This window comes from Tranquillimonas alkanivorans (assembly GCF_900115595.1).
Taxonomy (GTDB): domain Bacteria; phylum Pseudomonadota; class Alphaproteobacteria; order Rhodobacterales; family Rhodobacteraceae; genus Tranquillimonas; species Tranquillimonas alkanivorans.
On the sequence record NZ_FOXA01000037.1, the window covers coordinates 1 to 18,567 of the forward strand.

The window sequence follows — 18,567 nt, forward strand, 5'->3', positions numbered from 1 at the left end:
TCAACGCCGGTATGCATCCGCACGTTGCCGTAGACCGGATGCTTGCGGCGGCCGAATACCGAACTCAGCCGCGCACCCTCGACCGGCTGGGCGAAGACCCGGAGCACTTCCCCGTCGAGAAAAACGGTTGCGCGGCCGTCACCGTCTTCAGGCCAAACCACCTCGTATAGTCCGTCTCCAAGATCGAGCGCGGCGAAGGCGATCTCGGGCTGACCGACAGGCTTCCCCTCTACACGCGCTTCACGCCAGAGAAGACGCAGGGTCTCACCGCCAGTCACCTCGCGCCGGAAGTCCACCGTTCCACCCAACATCTGCGCCAGATCAACCGCAAACCGTGCGGGCATTCCCGCCTCATCGAGTGCGGCGAAGATCGAACTCTCGATCTGTGTCTCTCCGGCCAAGGTCGTGATCTCGGGGTCCGGAGCGAACACGCGGGTGGAGGGTTTCGCTCCGAAGATCGTCTCGATCCGCACACCTGCGTCCACATCGAGAGCCACGCGCCGCGGGCTGCCGTCGGACTCCAGTTTGACGGTGAGCACGTGACCCGGGCGCAACCGTCGCAGATCGTATTCCGCACCAAGAGCCAGAGAAACCTCCACCCGGTCCCGCGCGACAAGGCCGGCCTCCGCCAGAAGGGCATCGAGCGTTTCTCCAGGCCCGACAGCACGCGACCAGACGAGACGCGGGGGGGCGACGTCAGGCAGGGGCGCATCGGGCAGGACCACCGCGGGAAGAATGGAAGCTTTGACGACCGGTGCAGGATCCGCACGGGCGACAATCCCGCTGAAGGAGACCGGCCTTGCCTCCGCCGGCGGCGACGCAACCGGCTCCGGAATCCAGGCACTGGCCGTGGCGAGAGCCGTCGGCACCGGGTCCTTCGACAGCACTCCCGACAGCGCTGCGGCGGCCGCCGAAAGTCCGCCCGCCATCGCCAGCCCTGCCGTCAAATATCTCAGCCTCATGTCGCCTCCGTCGTTTCTTCTTTCATTGCGCGGCGGATCTTGGGGACCGCGAATTCCCTCGGCTCGTGGTAATCGATGGTGCTGACGAAGTCGCCCGCGGCGTCGAACAGAAAGACACTCGCCGTGTGGTTCATCGTGTAGCCGTTGTCAGTCGGAACTCTTTCGTAGGTGGCGCGGAAGCCTTCGGCCGCACGCGCTATCTGGTCAGCCGACCCCGTCCAGCCGCGGATTGCGGGGTGAAAATACGCCACGTAGTCTTCCATGATCTCCACCGTGTCGCGTTCGGGATCGACCGTGATGAACACGACGTTCAGCCGCTCGGCGTCCTCACCCAGCGCATCGAGCCAGCCGGAGATGTCCGACAGCGTCGTCGGGCAGACGTCGGGACAGAAGGTGAAGCCGAAGAAGGCCAAGGTCGGTTTGCCAATCAGCGTCTCGGGGCCAACCGTCTGTCCTTCATGATCGGTGAGCTTGAATTCCATCTTCGTGAGCGGAAGCGGCCGCGTCCCGGGGGGTGTCGGGGCGCCCGGTCCGTCGACCCGCCACCACCCTGCCAAGAGCGTAAGCCCGCCCGCGGCTGTCACTGCCCCGGCGTACCCGAGAAACTTCCGTCGGCGCATCAGTCTTCCGGACCACGCGCCGAGATACTGCGGATCGGGACCTCGACTTTCATCTCGCCTCCATCCGAGAACACAAGCGTCAGCGAGAAGCTCTCGCCCTCCATCATCGGGCGTTGCAGTCGCATCAGCATGACGTGAAGCCCGCCCGGTTCGAGCGTAACCGTCGCCTCCGGCGCAATCGCTATGTCGCCGGCCGGAGCCATCGAGCTCACCCCTTGATCATCCGTCGAGGTTCTGTGGATTTCCGGCATTTCCGCAAGATCGGTCGCGAGCCCCGTCAGGGTGACTGCTTCCTCCCCCCTGTTGCGGATTTCCATGTAGGCCGCGCCCGGACGACTGGTTCCGATGGAAGCCCGCGCCCAGGCATCCTCGACGACGACAGCATCGGATCCGGCATGCGCAGCGGACGTTCCAAGCGAAAGAGCCAGCCCTGCGACGACTGAAAAAAGCATCTGTTTCATGCGGCGTCACTCCCGTTACTGCGATTTCCATCAGGTTGAGGATTCGGCGACTTCCGCGGCGACCAGTTCGCGGAGTTCGGCTTCACCGAAGGGATCGAGGGGTCTGCCGTTGACGAAAAATGTCGGCGTCTGGCGTACGCCGACGGCTTCGACATCCGACCTGTCCTGGTTGAGGACGCCCACGACGTCTGGTGCTCGCATTTGCGCCCGCGCGGCCTCGACATCGAGCCCCGCGTCCGTGGCGATGCTCAGGATCAGGTCCGCCTCCGCGGCTCCGTGTGCCGCCCAGCGGGGTTGCTCCCGCAGAAGCGCTTCGAGGACCGGTTCAAAGACGTCCTGCATCCGCGCCGCCTCCAGAACACGAATGGCTTCTTCGGATACCTCTCCGTGAAATGGGGTGTACCGTATGACCACGCGAACGGCATCGCCATGTTCCGCCATGATGTCCTTCACCACTGGGTAGAAGGCGCGGCAGGCCTCGCAGGCGGGGTCGAGAAACTCGACGATCGTGACGGGGGCATCCTCTGGTCCGAGAACCGGAGAATAGGCGCGCGTCAGAGCGCCGGCCACTTCCCGACTTACTGCCGAAGCTTCGGTGACCGGTGTGGGACGCGTCACATAGAAAGCCGCGACGGCGAAGCTGGCGAGTGCGAATGCGAAAAACGAGAGGATCAGGAAGCGGCGGGTCATTCTTTCGACTCCAACGAGGCGACTGAGAGGATGGCGATGAGGCCGAAGGCGATGAGCGAGAGCAGCGGGATCGGCACGCCGAGGACGATCTGGGCTTCATCGGTGCAGGACGGACCGGCTGCCGTACAGGGCTGAACGCGCTCAGGGAGCAACCCGGTGTAGAGACCCAAGTGCCAGATCGCGACACCGCCCCCAGCCAGAGCGAGGGCCACGCCGTAGCGGCCGACCCGGCCGTCCTGGCACCAGAGGCCGAGACCCAGCACGACAACCAGCGGGAACATGAAAGCGCGCTGGAACCAGCAGAGCACGCAAGGCGCCTGGCCCAAAACTTCGCCAATGAATAGAACGCCGAGCGACGCCATAAGCGCAACGACCCACGCGGCCGAAAGCGCCGCCTCACCGGAAAGCTTCAGCCTCATGAGGAGATCCGTTCCCGCAGATCAGCAAGGATTTCCTCTGCGGGCGTACCATACTGCCAGGATGTGACGTATCCGCCGTCGGGCCCGAACAGAAAGAGCTGCGACGAATGCCCCATCGTGTAGCCGTCGGGCGCGGCAGCCTCCTCGACCTTCTCGTAGTAGATGTAGAAGCTTTCCGCCGTCCGGGCGGTCTGCTCGGGCGTTCCGGTCAAGCCGATGATCCCGGCGTCGAAGCGCGGAACGAAGTCCATGAGAACCTCCGGCGTGTCGCGCTCCGGATCAATCGTGATGAAGATCGGCTGGACCTTCTCCTTGTCCGAGTCGAGACCTTCCATAACGGCGGCGACTTCTGAGAGCGTCGTCGGGCAGACGTCCGGGCAGTTCGCGAAGCCGAAGAAGATCAGCTTCCATTGGCCAGCGAAATCCTCCTCCGTCATAACCATCCCCGTGTGTGCGGTCAGTTCAAAGTCGGCATAAAAGGGCGATTCTTGGGAATCATGAGTCTCGGAGAAGTATCCCGACCGAAGTAGCGTCCACCCAAGCACAAGCGTCGCGGCCGCCGCGAGCATCCATAGAATCTTCACGGAGGATGTCATTGTCGCTCTTGTCGCTCGCCGCTTGGTGCTCCTGCTCGTATGTGCGTCTACAACCTCCACCTACTTTAGGTTCAACACATTTTCCTCAATTACGGAGCTGGTCACGGCCCTGTGAACTAAGGAGGGTCCTGTCTCTTCACATGGGAGGCCAGCCGGCTGCTCGGCCAGCAGGCGAGCAGGCGAGCAGTCAATCGGTGCCAGTGAAGCTCCCGCCAGGAACGTGCGCGTGCGGATCGCAGATGTCATTGCCGCACGTTCAAAGGAGATCGTCACTGCATTGTGCACTTTGAACTCACTACGGGCCAAGATTTCCCCCACGGTTCTGGGCGTCCGTAGCCATGACCTGCTCTTGAGGTGAGCGAAGGCGCCTTCACATAACGCCCGTACCAAGCTGGCCGGTCCGCGATGGACGGGCAGGATTACGCGTGTGCAATGGCAAGACGCCCGGCTGCTCCCCCAGCACTCCCGAGGGCCGGGATGATCCCGAGCGGCTTGGAAGAGCAGCTCGGCCAACCCTTTCGGGTAGCCTTCCAAGATTCCTGATTGATCGGTCAGTCAGTCCGGACCATAATGTCTGTATGAACGATGACGCGACAGATCACGGCTCAAACCTCGACGCCATCCTGGTGGCTGCCGAAGAGGAATTCTCCCAGCGCGGGTTCGATGGCGCCGGCATGAAGAGCATTGCCGCCCGGGCGGGCGTCTCACAGGCACTTCTGCACTACCACCTCGGAACCAAGGATAACCTCTACTCCGAGGTCATCCGACGCCGCTCGGACCAGATCAATGCAGAGCGACAGGCGCTTCTCGACAAGATCGACCTCGAAGCACCGGACGCCCTCGAGGGCGTGATTGATGCCCTTGTGCGGCCTCCTTTCGGTCCGGCCGGGGGCGGGCGCGCCTATGCCCGCATCTTTGCCGGCCTCGTCGTCGGCCGCGAACGGGACCGGGCGCTGGTTCGCGAGAAATACGATCCGATCGCCCTGCGCTTCGTCGAGGCCATCGAAGCCGCCGTCGAAGGATTGGGCAGGAAAGGCGCCGGGCTCGGCTACGTCCTCACGCTCGGTGCACTGATTTCAGTGATCGCTCGGGACGGACGCCCCGAGCGCCTGATGGGTCTCTCCGAAAATCACCTGATGAACCAGGACGAGACCATCGCCGCCATCGTCGCATTCGCAAGCGGCGGTATACGCAGCTTCAGAGACGGAAATGTACACGTCTCGGAGAAATCACACCCCAAGGGAGGAAGTACATGAAGACCCTTACTGCGATCCTGGCACTTGCGGCCACGACGGCCCTGCCGACAGTGGCTGCTGCAGAAAGTTTTATGGCGACCATGGTCGCCGGGCATCCTCCGGTGTTCCGCTGGGTGAAGATGCTTGACGAGGCGTTCGTCCCTGCCGTCCAGGAAGAGCTGGCGGGAACCGGGCACAGCATGAACTTCACCGGGCTCTATGGCGGCGCGATTGCCGGCGTCGGAGAAGAGCTCGAGGCCGTCGAGGCCGGACTGGCAGAAATTGGGATTTGTCAGTCCCTGTTCGATCCCGCAAAGCTCGCCGTCCAGAACGTGACCTATTACACGCCCTTCGTCAGCGACAATCCACGCATTGTCAGCACCGTCATGGATGACCTACACGAATCCGATCCCCGGATGCGGCAGGCCTATACCGACAACGGCGTTGTCTATCTCGGCGCCCCGCTCGCGCTCGACGACTACCTGCTGATGACGAACTTTCCCGTCGACTCTCTCGATGACCTGGAAGGCCGCAAGATCGGCGCGCCCGGGGCCGCGATCAACTGGCTGTCGGGCACTGGTGCCGTGGGCGTGTCGGGCAACCTGACCACCTACTACAACGAGATCAAGGCCGGCGTCTTTGACGGTGTTCTCGTCTTCGCCTCCGCGGCGCTGCCGAGCAAGCTTCACGAGGTCGCGCCGCACGTGACCCGCGCCGGACTTGGTGCTCAGTTCGCCGGCGCGATCTGTGTGAACGATGACTGGTGGGAGGGCCTTCCCCAGGAGGTCAAGGACGCGCTCGAGGCCGGCGCCGACGCGGCATCGGAATGGTATATCGACGCACTCGAGAGCGCGGTTGACACCGCCATGACAACGATGGCCGACCAGGGTGCCACCATCAAGGATGCTTCGCAGGAAATGCGCACTTCCTGGGCCGAAGGCATGGACAACGTCGCCCAGACCTGGGCCAAGGACCTGGATGCCCTCGGCAAGCCCGGCAGCGAAATGCTCGATGCCTACATGGACGCCATGCGGGACGCGGGCGCCGAGCCCCTGCGGAACTGGGACGAGGAGTAATCCTTGCCCCGGCCTGAAACACATGGGCCAGCGCTTCTGCGCTGGCTCGACAAGCTGACCCTTGGCGCCAACGTCTGCGGCTCGGTCATGATCTTCTGCCTGACCTTTCTGATCGGGCTGGACGTCGCCGGAAGAAACCTCCTCGGTGCGCCGATTTCCGGCGTTCCGGAACTCGTATCCCTGTCGATCGTCGCTATCGTCTTCCTTCAGGTGCCGCAGGCATTCCGATCTGGCCGCCTGACAAGATCCGAGGCGGTCCTCTCTGGCATCGCTCACCGTGCCCCGCGGGTAGCCGCGGCCCTCGAGAGCCTTTTCGATCTCCTCGGGGCCATCGTGGTCGGCGCCATCGTCTATGCGACCTGGCCGATCTTCCTGCGTGCGTGGCAGCGGTCGGAATTCGTCGGCGCCATCGGCGACTTCACGGCACCGACCTGGCCCGTGAAGATCATGATCCTCATCGGCGGCACGCTTCTCGTACTTCAATTGCTCGCGCGCATCCTGCGACGCCACCTCGAGGAGGCGAAATGACCCCCTTCGACATCGGACTCATCGCCCTGGGCGGCATGGGGGCGCTCGTCATCCTGGGCCTCTACGTTCCGGTCGCCCTCATCCTTTGCTCGTTCCTCGGAATGTGGGCGATCAAGGGAACCCCGATCCTCGCCGCCAGCATGCTCGGACTCGCGGCGAACGACGCCATCGCCAGTTACTTCTTCGGGGTCATCCCCCTCTTCGTCCTGATGGGCTTCCTCGTATCGGAGTCCGGTCTCGGTCGGGATGCCTTCGATGTCGCCAATGCCCTCTTTCGACGGGTCCGAGGCGGTCTCGGCGTGGGCACTGTCGGCGCGAACGCGATATTCGCCGCGATCACCGGTATTTCGATCGCTTCCGCAGCAATCTTCACCAAGATCGCGGTGCCCCAGATGCGCCGTCACGGGTACACCGGGCGCTTTGCCGTCGGCGTGGTCGCCGGAAGCTCCGTACTTGGAATGCTAATCCCGCCCAGCCTCCTGCTTATTCTCTACGGCCTCCTGGCCGAGCAAAGTATCGGTGACCTGTTCCTGGCCGGCGTGGGCCCGGGGCTCCTGCTCGCTGTCCTCTTCGCTCTCGGCGTTGTCGGCATGGCCGTATTCACGCCACGCTTCGTCGGTGATCTGGAGGAGGCGGAGGTCGAGCCCCTCTCTCGCCGAGATCTTCTGGGCAAGTCCCTTCCCATCCTCGGCCTGATCGGTGTTGTGCTCGGAGGTATCTACCTCGGCTTTTTTACGCCGGTCGAGGCCGGCGCCATCGGGGCCATCGGGGCCTTGGTCATCGGCTCGATCAAGCGCACTCTGTCGCTGGGCGCACTCTGGCGCGTCCTCGTCGAGACCGGTCTCGTCACTGCGGCCGTCTGCTTCCTGATCATCGCGGCGCAGATGTACTCGCGCATGCTGGCCTTCTCCGGTGTGCCCGCGGAATTCGGCGCCCTTGCCGCCGAGGCGGACCTCGGCCGCCTGGGCCTCATCCTTCTCTACGTGGCCATCACCATCGTGCTCGGGATGATCCTCGACTCCTCGTCGATCATGCTGATCCTCGTGCCGCTGATGTTGCCGATCATACAGCCGATGGGAATTGATCTCGTCTGGTTCGGAATCGTGACCGTGATAGCCGTGGAGATCGGGCTACTCACACCACCCTTTGGGATCTCGGTCTACGTCATCAAGTCCGCCCTCGCAGAGGAGGACTCCGACCTGACGCTCTGGGACATCTTTCTCGGCGCCGCCCCGTTCGCGCTGCTGATGCTGGCAGCACTCGCCCTTGTCATACTCGTTCCGGGCATCTCGCTTGGCCTGCTCGGCCGTTAGGAGGTTTTTCAATGCCAACCCGTCTCGTAGACCTCTCGGTCGCCCTGGAAACCGCCATCCAGTCGGACCCGGATGCCATGCTCCCCAAGATCGAGTACTTCGATCACAAGGACACCGCCGAGCAGATGTCTTCCTTCTTCCCCGGCCTCACGCCCGACGATCTTCCGGGCGGTGAGGGCTGGGCCCTGGAAAAGCTCACCATCTACACCCACAACGGAACACACCTCGACGCGCCCTATCACCATCACTCGACGATGAGCGGTGGCCAGAGGGCCATCACCATCGACGAGGTCCCGCTCGAATGGTGCTACGCCCCCGGCGTCAAGCTCGACTTCCGCGACAAGCCCGACGGGCACATCGTCACCCCCGCTGAGATCGACGCCGAGCTGGACCGGATCGGTCACGTGCTCAAGCCCCGGGATATCGTGCTCGTCAACACATCGGCCGGCGCCCGGTACGGCGAGGCGGACTACCTTCAGCGCGGGTGCGGCATGGGCCGAGATGCCACGCTGCACCTGCTCGAGCAGGGTGTCCGGGTGACCGGGACGGATGCCTGGAGCTGGGATGCGCCCTTCGGCATGACGGCCGCCCGCTACGCCGAGGAGAAGGACCCCTCCATCATCTGGGAAGGGCATCGGGCAAGCATGGACATCGGCTACTGCCATATCGAGAAGCTCGCCAATCTCAACAAGTTGCCGTCGGCCGGCTTCACCGTCTCCTGCTTCCCTTTCAAGATCAAGGCCGCCTCCGCAGGCTTCGTACGCGCTGTGGCAATAATCGAGGAGTAACAAAACATGGCAAAAACCATCATCACCTGCGCCATCACGGGCGCCATCCACACCCCGACCATGTCGAAGAATCTGCCGTACACCTTCGAGCAGATCACGGAGCAGGCCATCGCCGCCGCGGAGGCCGGCGCCAGCATCCTGCACCTTCACGCGCGCGACCCGGAGAACGGCAAGCCTTCGATCGATCCCGATCACTTCATGGAGTTCCTGCCTCAGATCCGGCGCGAAATCGATGCGATCATCAATATCTCGACCGGTGGCAGCCTGACCGCAGGCATTGAGGAGCGGGTCGCTCCTGCCCTTCGGGCCTCGCCCGAGATGTGCTCGCTCAACATGGGCTCGGTGAACTTCTCGATTCACCCCTTGGCCGACCGTATCAAGGAGTACCGCTTCGACTGGGAGGAGGCCTACATTCGCGGCTCGGAGGGAAACATCTTCCGCAACACCTTCTCCGACATCGCGGAGGTTGCCCGTATCATGGGCCCGCACGACGTGAAGTACGAGCACGAATGCTATGACGTGGGGCACCTCTATAACCTGAAATTCTGCGTCGACCGCGGCATCTTCAAGGCGCCGGTCTTCCTGCAGTTCGTGATGGGAATCCTGGGCGGCATCGCGCCGGAGATCGACAACCTGGTTTTCATGAAGCGGACCGCCGACCGTCTCTTCGGAGACGACTATCAATGGTCCGTGCTCGGCGCCGGGAACGCCCAGATGAAGCTCGCGGCAGTCGGGGCCCAGCTCGGCGGTCACGTCCGCGTAGGCCTTGAGGATTCCCTCTTCATCTCGAAAGGGGTCCTCGCGGAGTCGAATGCGCAGCAGGTCACGAAAGTGAAGCGCATCCTCGAGGAGCAGGGCAACGAGATCGCCAGTCCCGACGAGGCTCGGGCCATGCTGGGACTGAAGGGCGCGGACCGCGTCGCCTTCTAAGCGTCGCGACTTGCGCGAGGTCCGGCCGGCATCTGCCGAACCTCGCTTCCCTGAACACCGCGCGGCGCGGAGCGGCTCCTATCGACTACCCGTAGTCGAAGACGAACATGTCGGTTGTGACTTGGAAGGTGCCAAGCTCGCCGTTATGGCATCGCCGTCATCGTCTGGCGGCTTGAGGGGCGGCGCGTTCCGGCAAAGCGCTCGATGAGCCATGTGATCCAGCAGGCACGCTGATTTGTCGGGTTGGCGATGAAGCGCCGTCGCGCTTGTCCGCGACGGCAGGCTCGCGCATGCTTCTCCGACTGAGGGCATTCGATGGCACCTCTGTCGAGATCCCGGGAAACGGGGCCGAGCAGTGATGAGGCAACCAATGAACACAGCAAAGCCGTCCGCGGGCCGCTTCCATCGGCGTGGGTTTCTCTGCGCTCTGGGCGCGACCGCTTCCGTACCGCTTTTGTCCGGTTGTGCCGGCCGTGGCTACGAGGAACTGCCTTCGCCACGGCGCCCGGGCACCCGGCTGGACATCGTGTTCCCGCGGGGCGACAGCTATCTCGACATCACCAACGCGCACACGGGTGAGCGGGTGGCGCTGCGGTTCATGGACCGCGGCCGCACGGACCGGCGCGCCCTACGTCGGCTGGACTGGCTGTTCCGGGACTGGCGCGATGGGGAGACGCCGGACATCGACGAGAGGCTCTACTGGAGCCTGGCCGCGCTCTCGGATGCGGCGCGGCGCCAGGGGCACTCCGGTCAGATCACCTTGCTCTCGGGCTTCCGCACTTCCAGGACCACTCGTCTCTTGCAGAGCCGCGGAAGCGGTGCTTCCTCGAACAGCTATCACATGAGGCGAAGGGCAGCCGACATTCAGTTTGACGGGATCCCGACGGACCAGGTCTCGGACATGGCAGAATGGCTGCAGGTCGGGGGCGTGGGACGGTACTACGGCTCGGAATTCACGCACATCGACACCGGGCCGATCCGAACCTGGCGGGGATGAGCCGAGCGCCGTCCGGCGGCACGCGCGGGGGCAGGCCGGTGAGCGTAGCAGGAGGCCATCATAACCCTCCGTGTAACGCTCGGGTTTTGTACAGAAGTTGCACTTCGGATGTGAACCCACCCCGGCCACACTGCGAGGCCAATAAGCAAAACTACGTGATTGTATCTCCATCTCCTGAGCTCGCGGCAAGCGCGCTCAGCGTTGCCTGAACGCGGCTCAGCCCCTCTCCCGCGTCGAGCATCGCCTCCAGAGCCGAACGGTTCTCGAACCGCCGGCGCGGTCGGCGAAGCCATGCGACGCCACCTTCAGCTTCGGCGAACAAACACTTCAGAGACCGGTCGATCTCCGCGATCGCCATCTGCCTGTCATACGGCGGTGGGCGGGCATTACCCGGCGGGCGGCATCAATCTGGGTCCGGCAATGACGTTCGGCTTCATAGCCGGACGGCACGCAGCCGACGCGGGTGGCGGAACCGCTGCATGCCCCTCCGCTCTCCCTCGCGCGCCTCACGGTCCTCGGCCTCAGCCCGCCCGAGATGATCCGCGTCGCCGCACGCACCGGCTATGACATGGTGGGGCTTTGGCTGATTGCTGTCACCGACAAGACGCCGGGTTACCCGCTCATGGACGACCCGGCCCAACTGCGCGAGACCCCGCGCGGCGGCCTCGGACGAGGGCATACTCGTCCACGACATCGAGTTCGTGAAGGTCACGCCCGAACTCCAGGTGGACAGCCTGCGCCCGTTCATGGAGGCGGGCTTTGCGTTTGAGGCAAAACAGGTGATTACCGCGCCTTACGATCCCGACCTCGCGCGGCTGGCAGGCAAGCTTGCGGCGATAGCCGATCTGGCGGCGGAGCACGATCTGGGCACGGTGCTGGAATTCTTCCCGTGAACCGAAGTCCCCGACCTGATCACGGCCGCGAGTCATGTCATCGAGGATTCAGGTTCGTCGGCCGGCATTCATGTCGATACGCTGCACTTTGAGCGCTCCGGGAGTAACCTGTCACGAATCGAGAATCTCCCTGCTGAACGCCTGCCATTCCTCCACCTCTGCGACGCCCCCGTACTGCCGGCGTACACGACGGAGGAGCTCCTGCACGCAGATCGCGCCGAGCGGTTGCCGCCAGGCCATGGCGAGATTGACTTGGCCGCCATTGCATCGCGGATGCCGCGGCGACGTGGTGGCGCTCGAGGTTCCCATGGCTTACCTGGCCGCGACCGCTGGATGGGAAGCCGTGGCGCTGAGAGCGCGGCAGGCTGCGAGCGCTTTTCTCGAGCGCTTTAGGAGAGCGCCGCATATGGCGAGCGCGTTTCTGGAAGCACCGCGGCACCGGCGCCCGAGGTTGCACATTGCAATGCCCGAACCGCGTCGGGGTCCTGAGGCAACGGTCGATCCGAAGGCGGTAAGGCTCGATCCCTTTTACCCTGAGCGCCTCACGTCCGGCTCCGACGTGCGGCAGCCGAAAGACGGCCATCTGCCTCATCCCGTATAAGCCGGTTTTCTGACTCGGATCACGGTGGAAAGGTCGGCAAGCGGCGCACCGGTCGCCATCTCACCAGCCTCGTCCCAGACCAGGCCAAGAGCTTTTAATGCCCGGGCAAGGACGCGGGCGCACCCGAAGCGCAGGCCCGACCTTCCTCCCTTTCAGAACTCGTGTCATCCGCGGGCGCGACCGGGACTGGGAACAGCACAACATTTGAGGCCACGACCGTCTCCGTGCTTTCGATCCCCTGCTCCCTCGCCGCGTCGAGTGCGAAGGCATCCATGGCCTCTTCGATCGCGTCGAGGAATTTCGGGTCGAAGACGTCGCCGTGCGGCGTCACGCCGAAATGTCGCGGCGTGATCTTGAAGACGGTCCTCACCTCGCCGAAGCGGTTGCACAGACCGTTGTTGTTGAGGTCGTAGTACACGTTGACCGCGCGCCGGAATCTCTCCAGCTTTGCGCCCTTTTCCTTCACGTCCCCGTATCGCGGAATAAGAGCGGAAAGCCGATCAACGGCTACCTGATATCGCCCGCTTCCATTCCAGTAACAGTAGCTCGGTTCCATTGCGTGCGCCCTCTCATTGCGTTGCTGAGAAAAAGATCGGCCTTCCCGGATTTCCAGAAGCGACGACGTTGCGTCATGCAGTGATGCCGGCTGAGCCTTGGCTGTCGACGGGGCGCGCGGGGGGTCAGAAGCCCCCGCGGGCGCGCTGGCGACGTCCAGCGTCACGCGTGTGCGCCGCTGCCCGCAGTTCTCGGCGCGCAGGCGCTGCGTTCGGATCATCGTCGCGCCATCGACGCCGACCGCACTCACGAAATCCCCAGAAAGGGTAGAAAGGCCGGCAGGGCCGGCCCTTTGGCAAATCGGTAAGCGGATTCATCTTCGCCCCGCGGCTTTGAGGCGGAGAGGAAACCGTGCACTACCCCAGCCGGGTATCAAACCTGGGAAAAGTTCTTCCGAAAATTCCGAACGGTTTCACTTCCCTCCTGCGAACGCTCGGAGAGCCCGATGACAATGCCACGACCACGGCGACTGAACCACCCGTCCTTCTGCCAGACCAGTGACGTCAGGTGCGGAGGCGAACGCCGGCTCGGGCCGGTTCGTATGTCGCGGGCGGACTTCGCGTCGAGCGCTGCGGCAATCATCCGCATCGCCAACTAAACCAACTGCAAAGGAGTCCACATGGGCTATTTACACTACTTCCATCACGCGGAACCACTCACCGACGCCGAATGGGATCACGTTGTCACCGGGTTCAGTAAGCTCGTCTCAGAGGCTTGCGCGGACGGCGTCGCCCTTTCGGTCAGCGATCGCGAGTCCGAACTGACCGTCCGGGAATGGATGGATCGCGACTGGCTTCGCGAGGAGAAGCATGGGGCAGTGATCTATATCAACGGAGCGAACGGTGACGCCATGCAGCCTTTGATTATCCACAAGAACGGAACTCCCTATGACGACCGTTTCGGCCCCAGGTGGCACGGCTCGACTTGGGTGAAGACGCAGCGAAAACACTACGACAAGTTGGTGGTCGCAGTTTTGGCGTGGCTCGCTTTCCGCTATCCGGACCGCTTCCATGTCGAGTTCGACGGCTATCCGGAGGATTGGGAAGCAGGTCTTGACCTTGCACGCCGAGCCTTCCCCGATCAGGACATCCCTTGCCCTCGTCAGGACTTGGAAGACAATTGACGTATGCCGGGATCGGCCACGGGATCGCAGCCCCGTTCATGGCCGATCCCACCATCGCTGTTACGCTCTCACGGCGTGAACCGCCACTTATCCGCTGTGTTCGCCGCAACGCTTTCCGTCGCGGCTCGCCTCGATATGGCGCAACTCTCTCTCGTCGAGTAATGTTGGCTCCATCGCGAACGTGACGACAGTGCTCGCGCCGGAAACACGCCGATCGAACAGCCCTCTGCAGCCTTAAACGCCGATGACGGCCTCGCCAGCGCACGAGACAGAGTCGACGCGTTCGTGGCGGAAACCTTCTCCTTTGGCGGAACGCTGCGCCTGCATCGCCGGGCAATCGGCGGGGATCTCCTGCGTGCGCCGGCGAACGTGGCGCTGGCGCCGCTCCACCTCTCCCTCAAGTTGCTCGCCCTCCTGTGCCGAGGCATCGGCCTTCGACGCCTCTCCGGCTGGCTGGCGGCGCGCGACATCCTCCTGCGCACGGCCGTTTCGCAGGAGCTGGAGGCTCGCCTCCTCGACAGGCTTTTCGCGCTCAGGCCGCCGGGGCAGGCATCGCAACCGACGCAGCGTCGCCTTCTCGAGGCGCCTGCGCTCCGCTCGCTCCTCAGGACGTCGGACGGCGCCGAGGAGGCCGAGGCTCGCGCGGACCGAGCCGCCGCATCCATCTCGGCCTATTCGGGCGTGCGCTCGGCCGTCGCCGAGATCACGACGGCCGCCGTGGCGCTCATGCTCGGCGCGGTTCTCTTCCACAGCCTGACGCCGGGAATGGTGTCGATGGCGCCGACGCTCGCAGAGAAGGTCGTCATGGAGGCAGCGATCGGCTCCTTCCCACTCGGACCGACTGCGGGATCGGCGTGGTACGCGCTCTTCCCGGCACATGCCTCGACGCCGCAGGTGCTGACGACAGCCGCGGCTTTGATCATAGCGGGCGCCTGCATCGCGACCTTCGCCGGGCTGGTTGCCGACCCGGTGCAGGCGCGCCTTGGCATACACCGCCGCCGGCTCCTCCGACTCATCGACGCCGTCGAGAGCGATCTCGCCGGCACCGCATGCCGTCCTTTCTCGGCACGCGAGCACTACTACGCGAGGTTCGCCGACGTCATCGACGCCGGCGTCGCCGTGCTCCGCAGCTTGCGCTGAAAGCGGCCGTCTGCGGTAGCTGGCCTGAGCGAGAGCGACAGCTCCCGCCCCGCTGGGGTGGAAGTCCCGTGGAGCGGCATCGCACCGCACCGACTGATTGTGCCCAGAGCGGGGAACACCCACCTCTCGTCCGGCAGCCAATCCAGAACCGTTGACGGCTCTTCTCCCGACCCACGAGAACCTTTCGGTATGGCGCCGCCAAGGGCCCGTTCGCGCCTCCGCCCTTTCTTCCCGCTACGCCTTGGCCGCCGAGCCAGATCAAGGCTACGCACGCTCCATGAGCCGAACGACGTCCATGACCATATGCTCCTCGGTCAACGCATGCAGCGCCGCGGCCAGCATCTGAGCGACCTGCATCGCCTCGCACGCTTCCCTCAGGTATTCGAGTTGATCGTCGTCAAAATTCCACGGGAGGAACGCAGAGGGACGCGTTCCCCCCCCTCCGCCCAGTCCACCAGGTCGTCGCCCAGTACATCGAGTGTCGCATGATCCATGTGGTCGTCCCCAAGAGTTGTTTCACTGTCCGGCGGCAGGCCGCACGAGGGAGATCGTTCTCCTCGTGCGGACGCAAAGAAATTGGCACCAGAAATTTCAGCCGCTCGTGGTGAGAGGGCTCGGCGACCCGACCGCATCCGGCGCGCTCTCCGGCGCGGGCCGCAGCATGCGCACGATCTCGTCTCGTTCAGCGAGCCTCGCCTGAAGAACCACGTTATTCGCCTTTTCCTCTGCAAGCGCCTGCTGAGCCTCCTCGCGGGCGCACCGCTCAACCTCGGTTTGCTCCTGCTGCGCGGCCAGCTTGTCGGCGGCGTTCTCCAATTCACGAGTGAGATCACGCACTCGATCCCGATACGCGTCCAGGTCCTCGCGCAGCTTCCTCACCTCCTCGGATGCCTGCGAACGCAGAGCTTGGTATTGCTCGCCATGCTGATCGAGCAGGGCCAGCTCGATCTGCGCAACCGTCACCTGCACGGCATCCCGCGTCTCCTGTGGCAGCGCCTCGCGCAGACGCTGGCGTCGCTCGTCCTCCCGTCGCGCCATGAACGCGTCGAACGCGCCCTGCAGACTGCGCGTATCGATGCCTTTCGATATGCCGAGATCCTCGGTGAGCACAGCACGCAGGCTCGCCGGCTCAAGCTCCTCCTTCCTCGCTTCCAGGATCGCCGCCGCCCGAACGAGGTCCTCATGTGTATAACTCGGCGGGCGCCCGCCCGTTTTCGAATGTTTCGCCGCCATCTCTGTCCCTTTCGGCAAACGGTTTGCCAAACCCAGTTTGGCAAACTCCTTCCAAGCAACCCCGGCTCCTGCAGACCTGCGGCAGAGCCGGTGGGGCCGTGATGCAGAGCGTAGGTGGGTCCGTCGAGAGCTGACGAGAGGGTTTGAATCGATTTTGCCCCCCTTCCCCGGCGGCACGCGCTCCGCCTGCGCCCCGACCGGCGGGTGGGCAAATCGACGTCGGCATGACCGTCCGGATCGGCAGGTGCCGACAGCGCCAGACGAGCCGATCAGAGGGCGTCTTCCGGCCGCGAAGGCGCCTTGCGCTCGCCGGCCCGAGAACGAGCAGAAATATCTGCACGCAAATCCGAAGAACCTGCACGCAGAGCAGAAATATCTGCACACTTGGCCGAAATATCTGCACTTAGAGCAGAAATATCTGCACGCAGTGGAGCGTAACTTCTTGTTATTACTTCCGTAATCGAGCCCTGAAATAATTAGAAACCCCAGAAATGAAAGAAAGGCCTCCGGCCCCGTTTTTCAGTGGGAGAGTGGGACCATATTCGGGGAACACCGCATGACGCCGCAGCGAGGCTTTTCCTTGACGCTCTCCCTCCAGTCCCTCTCGACCGCTCATGGACCGCGGCCGCCTCGTCCCCAGCGCAGTGCGCTTAGGCGTGCCGTCGGGCGACGCGAGTGGCAGCGAGAAGCGCACAAGGCCGAGCGTGCTGGCGACGAAGGGGCCTCGGTTGTGGTCGGCGCCTCAAGCAACCGCATTCGCATCGGCGGCACGGATCGTCTTGGTCGGGAAGCCTCGTCTTCCGCGTCGGCGGCCATCGCATCCGGGAAGATGCGCGAGCGGTACGATCTTCGTCAGCCGTCGCGCCAGTCCTGTTCAAAAGCGCCAGCTCGATCGGAACACGAGGCGAGACGCTCTTGCGCCGACATGCTCCCTGCCATGCCGGATTGCCCGTCGCGCTGCGGGAGCGACTGTCATCGCGTTCCGGTCCGGATCAGCGGGTGAAATCGCTGACGGTGCCGAGCCAGCAGCCGAGATGACAAGGAAAGCCAGGACAGGATCGAGGTGATGGCGTTGCCGCCGTGCCGTCTTCGGGTGTTGCCGGTGGCACCCGAAGCGGCACGGCGGCAACGCCACCCTCCGAGGGTGCCGTTCACAACGCGAACGGAGAACCCCGAATGCCTATCTCTTCCCTCCCCACCTGGGCGGCCGCCATCACCACCGGTTCGGTCATCCTTATCGATTTCCCGTATTCCGAGGCCCGCCGTCGAAGGAAAATCCGACCCGGCGTCGTCGCTTGTCTGGACCTCCATCGCGGAGAGGTCGTCGTCGCCTATGCGACGAGCAGGCTCGACGGGGTCGAGCCGCGCAAGAACGCTTTGCTCCTCGAGGCTCCCCAAGATTGGCAGCCGGCCGGACTCCATGGCCCGACCCGCGTTCAGGTCGACAGGCGCGTCCGGCTGGCACTCTCGAGCAGGCGCTTCCTGAGCCCCGATGGCGCATCGCCCGTCCTTGGCTACCTGTCGCCGCATCACGCCGCGCGGGTGGCGCAGACCTACGCCAGTCTTCCCCCGCTCGACCCAGAAATGGAGATGCGGGGCGTGCATCCCTCGTGCAGCCCCGCATCCGGGCGTTGGATCGGACGCCCGCGCCTTCGGTCCCCTCGGCGCAACCCAATCGTCCATTCGTGAGACGACCTCCTGACGGGGCGGCCGGCGTTGGACGGGATTTCTCGCGCCGGTGGCCACGACCTCCTCGGCGCCTCCTCGCTGACCGCATTCAGGGCGGCCCCGCGGGCGGCGAGGATCGTCGAGGTCGGCCGGCCGGATCAAACCGGCGCCGGGCGCTTCTCGGCAAGGAGACCAGTGTCGCAGCGCGTCACGACCTACTCTCCGCGACATCCTCGCCATGTTCGGCCGTGCGCCGAGACGGCTGGTAAGGGCTCGCTTTCCGGCTCTGCCGAATGCTCCGGCGGGACGGGCGAGGCATCGGCACCGCAGATCCGCGCGGTGGTTTGACTTGGCTGCACCCGCCGGAGCACCGGCGCTGCCACAGCCAGAAATTCCTGCGAAAGAATTTTCTGCCTCCTCGCGCGTGGACCCATCTCCCGGCTGCACAAGAGAAACCGAGGAGATCGAGCATGCAGCACTACACCACCGCGGGCGTTGCCCACCGCTTGAATCGCAGCCCCAGGACCGTCCGGGACTGGATCATGGACGGCTGCCCCACAATGGACGGCCACCGCGTGCGTCTCGGCGCCATCAAAATCGGCCGGAGCTGGGCGGTCTCGGACGAGGACCTGGTCCTGTTCCTGCACCGGATCCGGCCGCAGCCCGAGGGTGGGCGGCCGGATCCGATGCAGGAAGCGGATCCGAAGGCCAGCCCCGACACCTCATCCAAGGAGTGACA

21 protein-coding genes are annotated in these 18,567 nt (G+C 64.3%); 12 read left to right on the forward strand and 9 right to left on the reverse strand.

All coding sequences use genetic code 11. From position 1 onward, the window contains the following. The 6 genes from BM162_RS23380 to BM162_RS20085 form a co-directional block, all read right to left on the reverse strand. Positions 1 to 962, reverse strand: a 962-nt coding sequence (locus tag BM162_RS23380; RefSeq protein ID WP_245759358.1) for a M23 family peptidase, incomplete at its 3' end; no start/stop codon positions are given. Then, complete coding sequence (locus tag BM162_RS20065; protein WP_093425443.1) at positions 959 to 1,582, reverse strand: SCO family protein; 624 nt, start codon at positions 1,580 to 1,582, stop codon at positions 959 to 961. The genes BM162_RS23380 and BM162_RS20065, both read right to left, overlap by 4 nt. After that, a complete protein-coding gene (locus tag BM162_RS20070; RefSeq protein ID WP_439332842.1) occupies positions 1,582 to 2,043 on the reverse strand; it encodes a copper chaperone PCu(A)C in 462 nt (153 codons plus the stop codon). The genes BM162_RS20065 and BM162_RS20070 overlap by 1 nt, the downstream gene beginning before the upstream one ends. A gap of 30 nt (positions 2,044 to 2,073) precedes the next feature. Beyond that, positions 2,074 to 2,733, reverse strand: coding sequence for a DsbA family protein (locus BM162_RS20075; RefSeq protein ID WP_093425444.1), 660 nt, complete (start codon positions 2,731 to 2,733; stop codon positions 2,074 to 2,076). After that, positions 2,730 to 3,152: a disulfide bond formation protein B gene (locus BM162_RS20080; protein ID WP_093425445.1), complete on the reverse strand. Its 423-nt coding sequence runs from the start codon at positions 3,150 to 3,152 to the stop codon at positions 2,730 to 2,732. The genes BM162_RS20075 and BM162_RS20080 overlap by 4 nt, the downstream gene beginning before the upstream one ends. Next, positions 3,149 to 3,748, reverse strand: coding sequence for an SCO family protein (locus BM162_RS20085; RefSeq protein ID WP_245759359.1), 600 nt, complete (start codon positions 3,746 to 3,748; stop codon positions 3,149 to 3,151). The genes BM162_RS20080 and BM162_RS20085 overlap by 4 nt, the downstream gene beginning before the upstream one ends. Before the next feature lie 626 nt (positions 3,749 to 4,374). Here BM162_RS20085 and BM162_RS20090 point away from each other — a divergent pair. From BM162_RS20090 to BM162_RS20120, 7 genes are all read left to right on the forward strand, one after another. Further along, the gene (locus BM162_RS20090) at positions 4,375 to 5,004 is read left to right on the forward strand and encodes a TetR/AcrR family transcriptional regulator (protein WP_177215291.1); all 630 of its coding nucleotides are present in this window, start codon (positions 4,375 to 4,377) and stop codon (positions 5,002 to 5,004) included. Continuing rightward, complete coding sequence (locus BM162_RS20095; RefSeq protein WP_093425447.1) at positions 5,001 to 6,059, forward strand: C4-dicarboxylate TRAP transporter substrate-binding protein; 1,059 nt, start codon at positions 5,001 to 5,003, stop codon at positions 6,057 to 6,059. Before BM162_RS20090 ends, BM162_RS20095 begins: the two co-directional genes overlap by 4 nt. Positions 6,060 to 6,062: 3 nt before the next feature. Further along, positions 6,063 to 6,587: a TRAP transporter small permease subunit gene (locus tag BM162_RS20100; protein WP_093425449.1), complete on the forward strand. Its 525-nt coding sequence runs from the start codon at positions 6,063 to 6,065 to the stop codon at positions 6,585 to 6,587. After that, the gene (locus BM162_RS20105; protein WP_093425451.1) at positions 6,584 to 7,900 is read left to right on the forward strand and encodes a TRAP transporter large permease; all 1,317 of its coding nucleotides are present in this window, start codon (positions 6,584 to 6,586) and stop codon (positions 7,898 to 7,900) included. Before BM162_RS20100 ends, BM162_RS20105 begins: the two co-directional genes overlap by 4 nt. 11 nt (positions 7,901 to 7,911) lie before the next feature. Further along, positions 7,912 to 8,688, forward strand: coding sequence for a cyclase family protein (locus BM162_RS20110; protein ID WP_093425452.1), 777 nt, complete (start codon positions 7,912 to 7,914; stop codon positions 8,686 to 8,688). Positions 8,689 to 8,694: 6 nt separating this feature from the next. Continuing rightward, positions 8,695 to 9,618, forward strand: coding sequence for a 3,5-dioxohexanoate:acetyl-CoA acetone transferase (kce, locus tag BM162_RS20115; RefSeq protein ID WP_093425454.1), 924 nt, complete (start codon positions 8,695 to 8,697; stop codon positions 9,616 to 9,618). 370 nt (positions 9,619 to 9,988) lie between these two features. Next, complete coding sequence (locus BM162_RS20120; RefSeq protein ID WP_177215292.1) at positions 9,989 to 10,615, forward strand: YcbK family protein; 627 nt, start codon at positions 9,989 to 9,991, stop codon at positions 10,613 to 10,615. Between the two features lie 151 nt (positions 10,616 to 10,766). Here the strand turns inward: BM162_RS20120 and BM162_RS20125 are convergent, their stop codons facing one another. Next, a complete protein-coding gene (locus tag BM162_RS20125; RefSeq protein ID WP_093425457.1) occupies positions 10,767 to 10,973 on the reverse strand; it encodes an antitoxin Xre/MbcA/ParS toxin-binding domain-containing protein in 207 nt (68 codons plus the stop codon). Between the two features lie 343 nt (positions 10,974 to 11,316). Here BM162_RS20125 and BM162_RS20135 point away from each other — a divergent pair, with 343 nt between their 5' ends. After that, positions 11,317 to 11,508 carry a hypothetical protein gene (locus tag BM162_RS20135; protein ID WP_093425458.1) on the forward strand — a complete coding sequence of 64 codons (192 nt, stop codon included), beginning with the start codon at positions 11,317 to 11,319 and terminating at the stop codon, positions 11,506 to 11,508. Between the two features lie 695 nt (positions 11,509 to 12,203). Here the strand turns inward: BM162_RS20135 and BM162_RS22545 are convergent. Further along, on the reverse strand, positions 12,204 to 12,914 hold the full coding sequence (locus tag BM162_RS22545; RefSeq protein WP_143096243.1) for a hypothetical protein: 711 nt from the start codon (positions 12,912 to 12,914) through the stop codon (positions 12,204 to 12,206). 369 nt (positions 12,915 to 13,283) lie between these two features. Between BM162_RS22545 and BM162_RS20145 the strand changes: the two genes are divergently transcribed. Further along, positions 13,284 to 13,787 carry a hypothetical protein gene (locus tag BM162_RS20145; protein ID WP_093425461.1) on the forward strand — a complete coding sequence of 168 codons (504 nt, stop codon included), beginning with the start codon at positions 13,284 to 13,286 and terminating at the stop codon, positions 13,785 to 13,787. A 213-nt stretch (positions 13,788 to 14,000) separates the two neighbouring features. Beyond that, positions 14,001 to 14,927, forward strand: a complete 927-nt coding sequence (locus BM162_RS20150) for a DUF6635 family protein (protein WP_342741196.1) — start codon at positions 14,001 to 14,003, stop codon at positions 14,925 to 14,927. Positions 14,928 to 15,518: 591 nt separating this feature from the next. Here the strand turns inward: BM162_RS20150 and BM162_RS20155 are convergent. Further along, the gene (locus BM162_RS20155) at positions 15,519 to 16,160 is read right to left on the reverse strand and encodes a hypothetical protein (RefSeq protein ID WP_093425464.1); all 642 of its coding nucleotides are present in this window, start codon (positions 16,158 to 16,160) and stop codon (positions 15,519 to 15,521) included. A gap of 1,176 nt (positions 16,161 to 17,336) precedes the next feature. Here BM162_RS20155 and BM162_RS20160 point away from each other — a divergent pair. Further along, positions 17,337 to 17,849 (forward strand): hypothetical protein, encoded by a 513-nt coding sequence (locus tag BM162_RS20160; RefSeq protein WP_093425466.1) that lies wholly within the window; start codon positions 17,337 to 17,339, stop codon positions 17,847 to 17,849. Positions 17,850 to 18,298: 449 nt separating this feature from the next. After that, positions 18,299 to 18,565, forward strand: coding sequence for a helix-turn-helix domain-containing protein (locus BM162_RS20165; RefSeq protein WP_093425467.1), 267 nt, complete (start codon positions 18,299 to 18,301; stop codon positions 18,563 to 18,565). Positions 18,566 to 18,567: the final 2 nt, after the last annotated feature.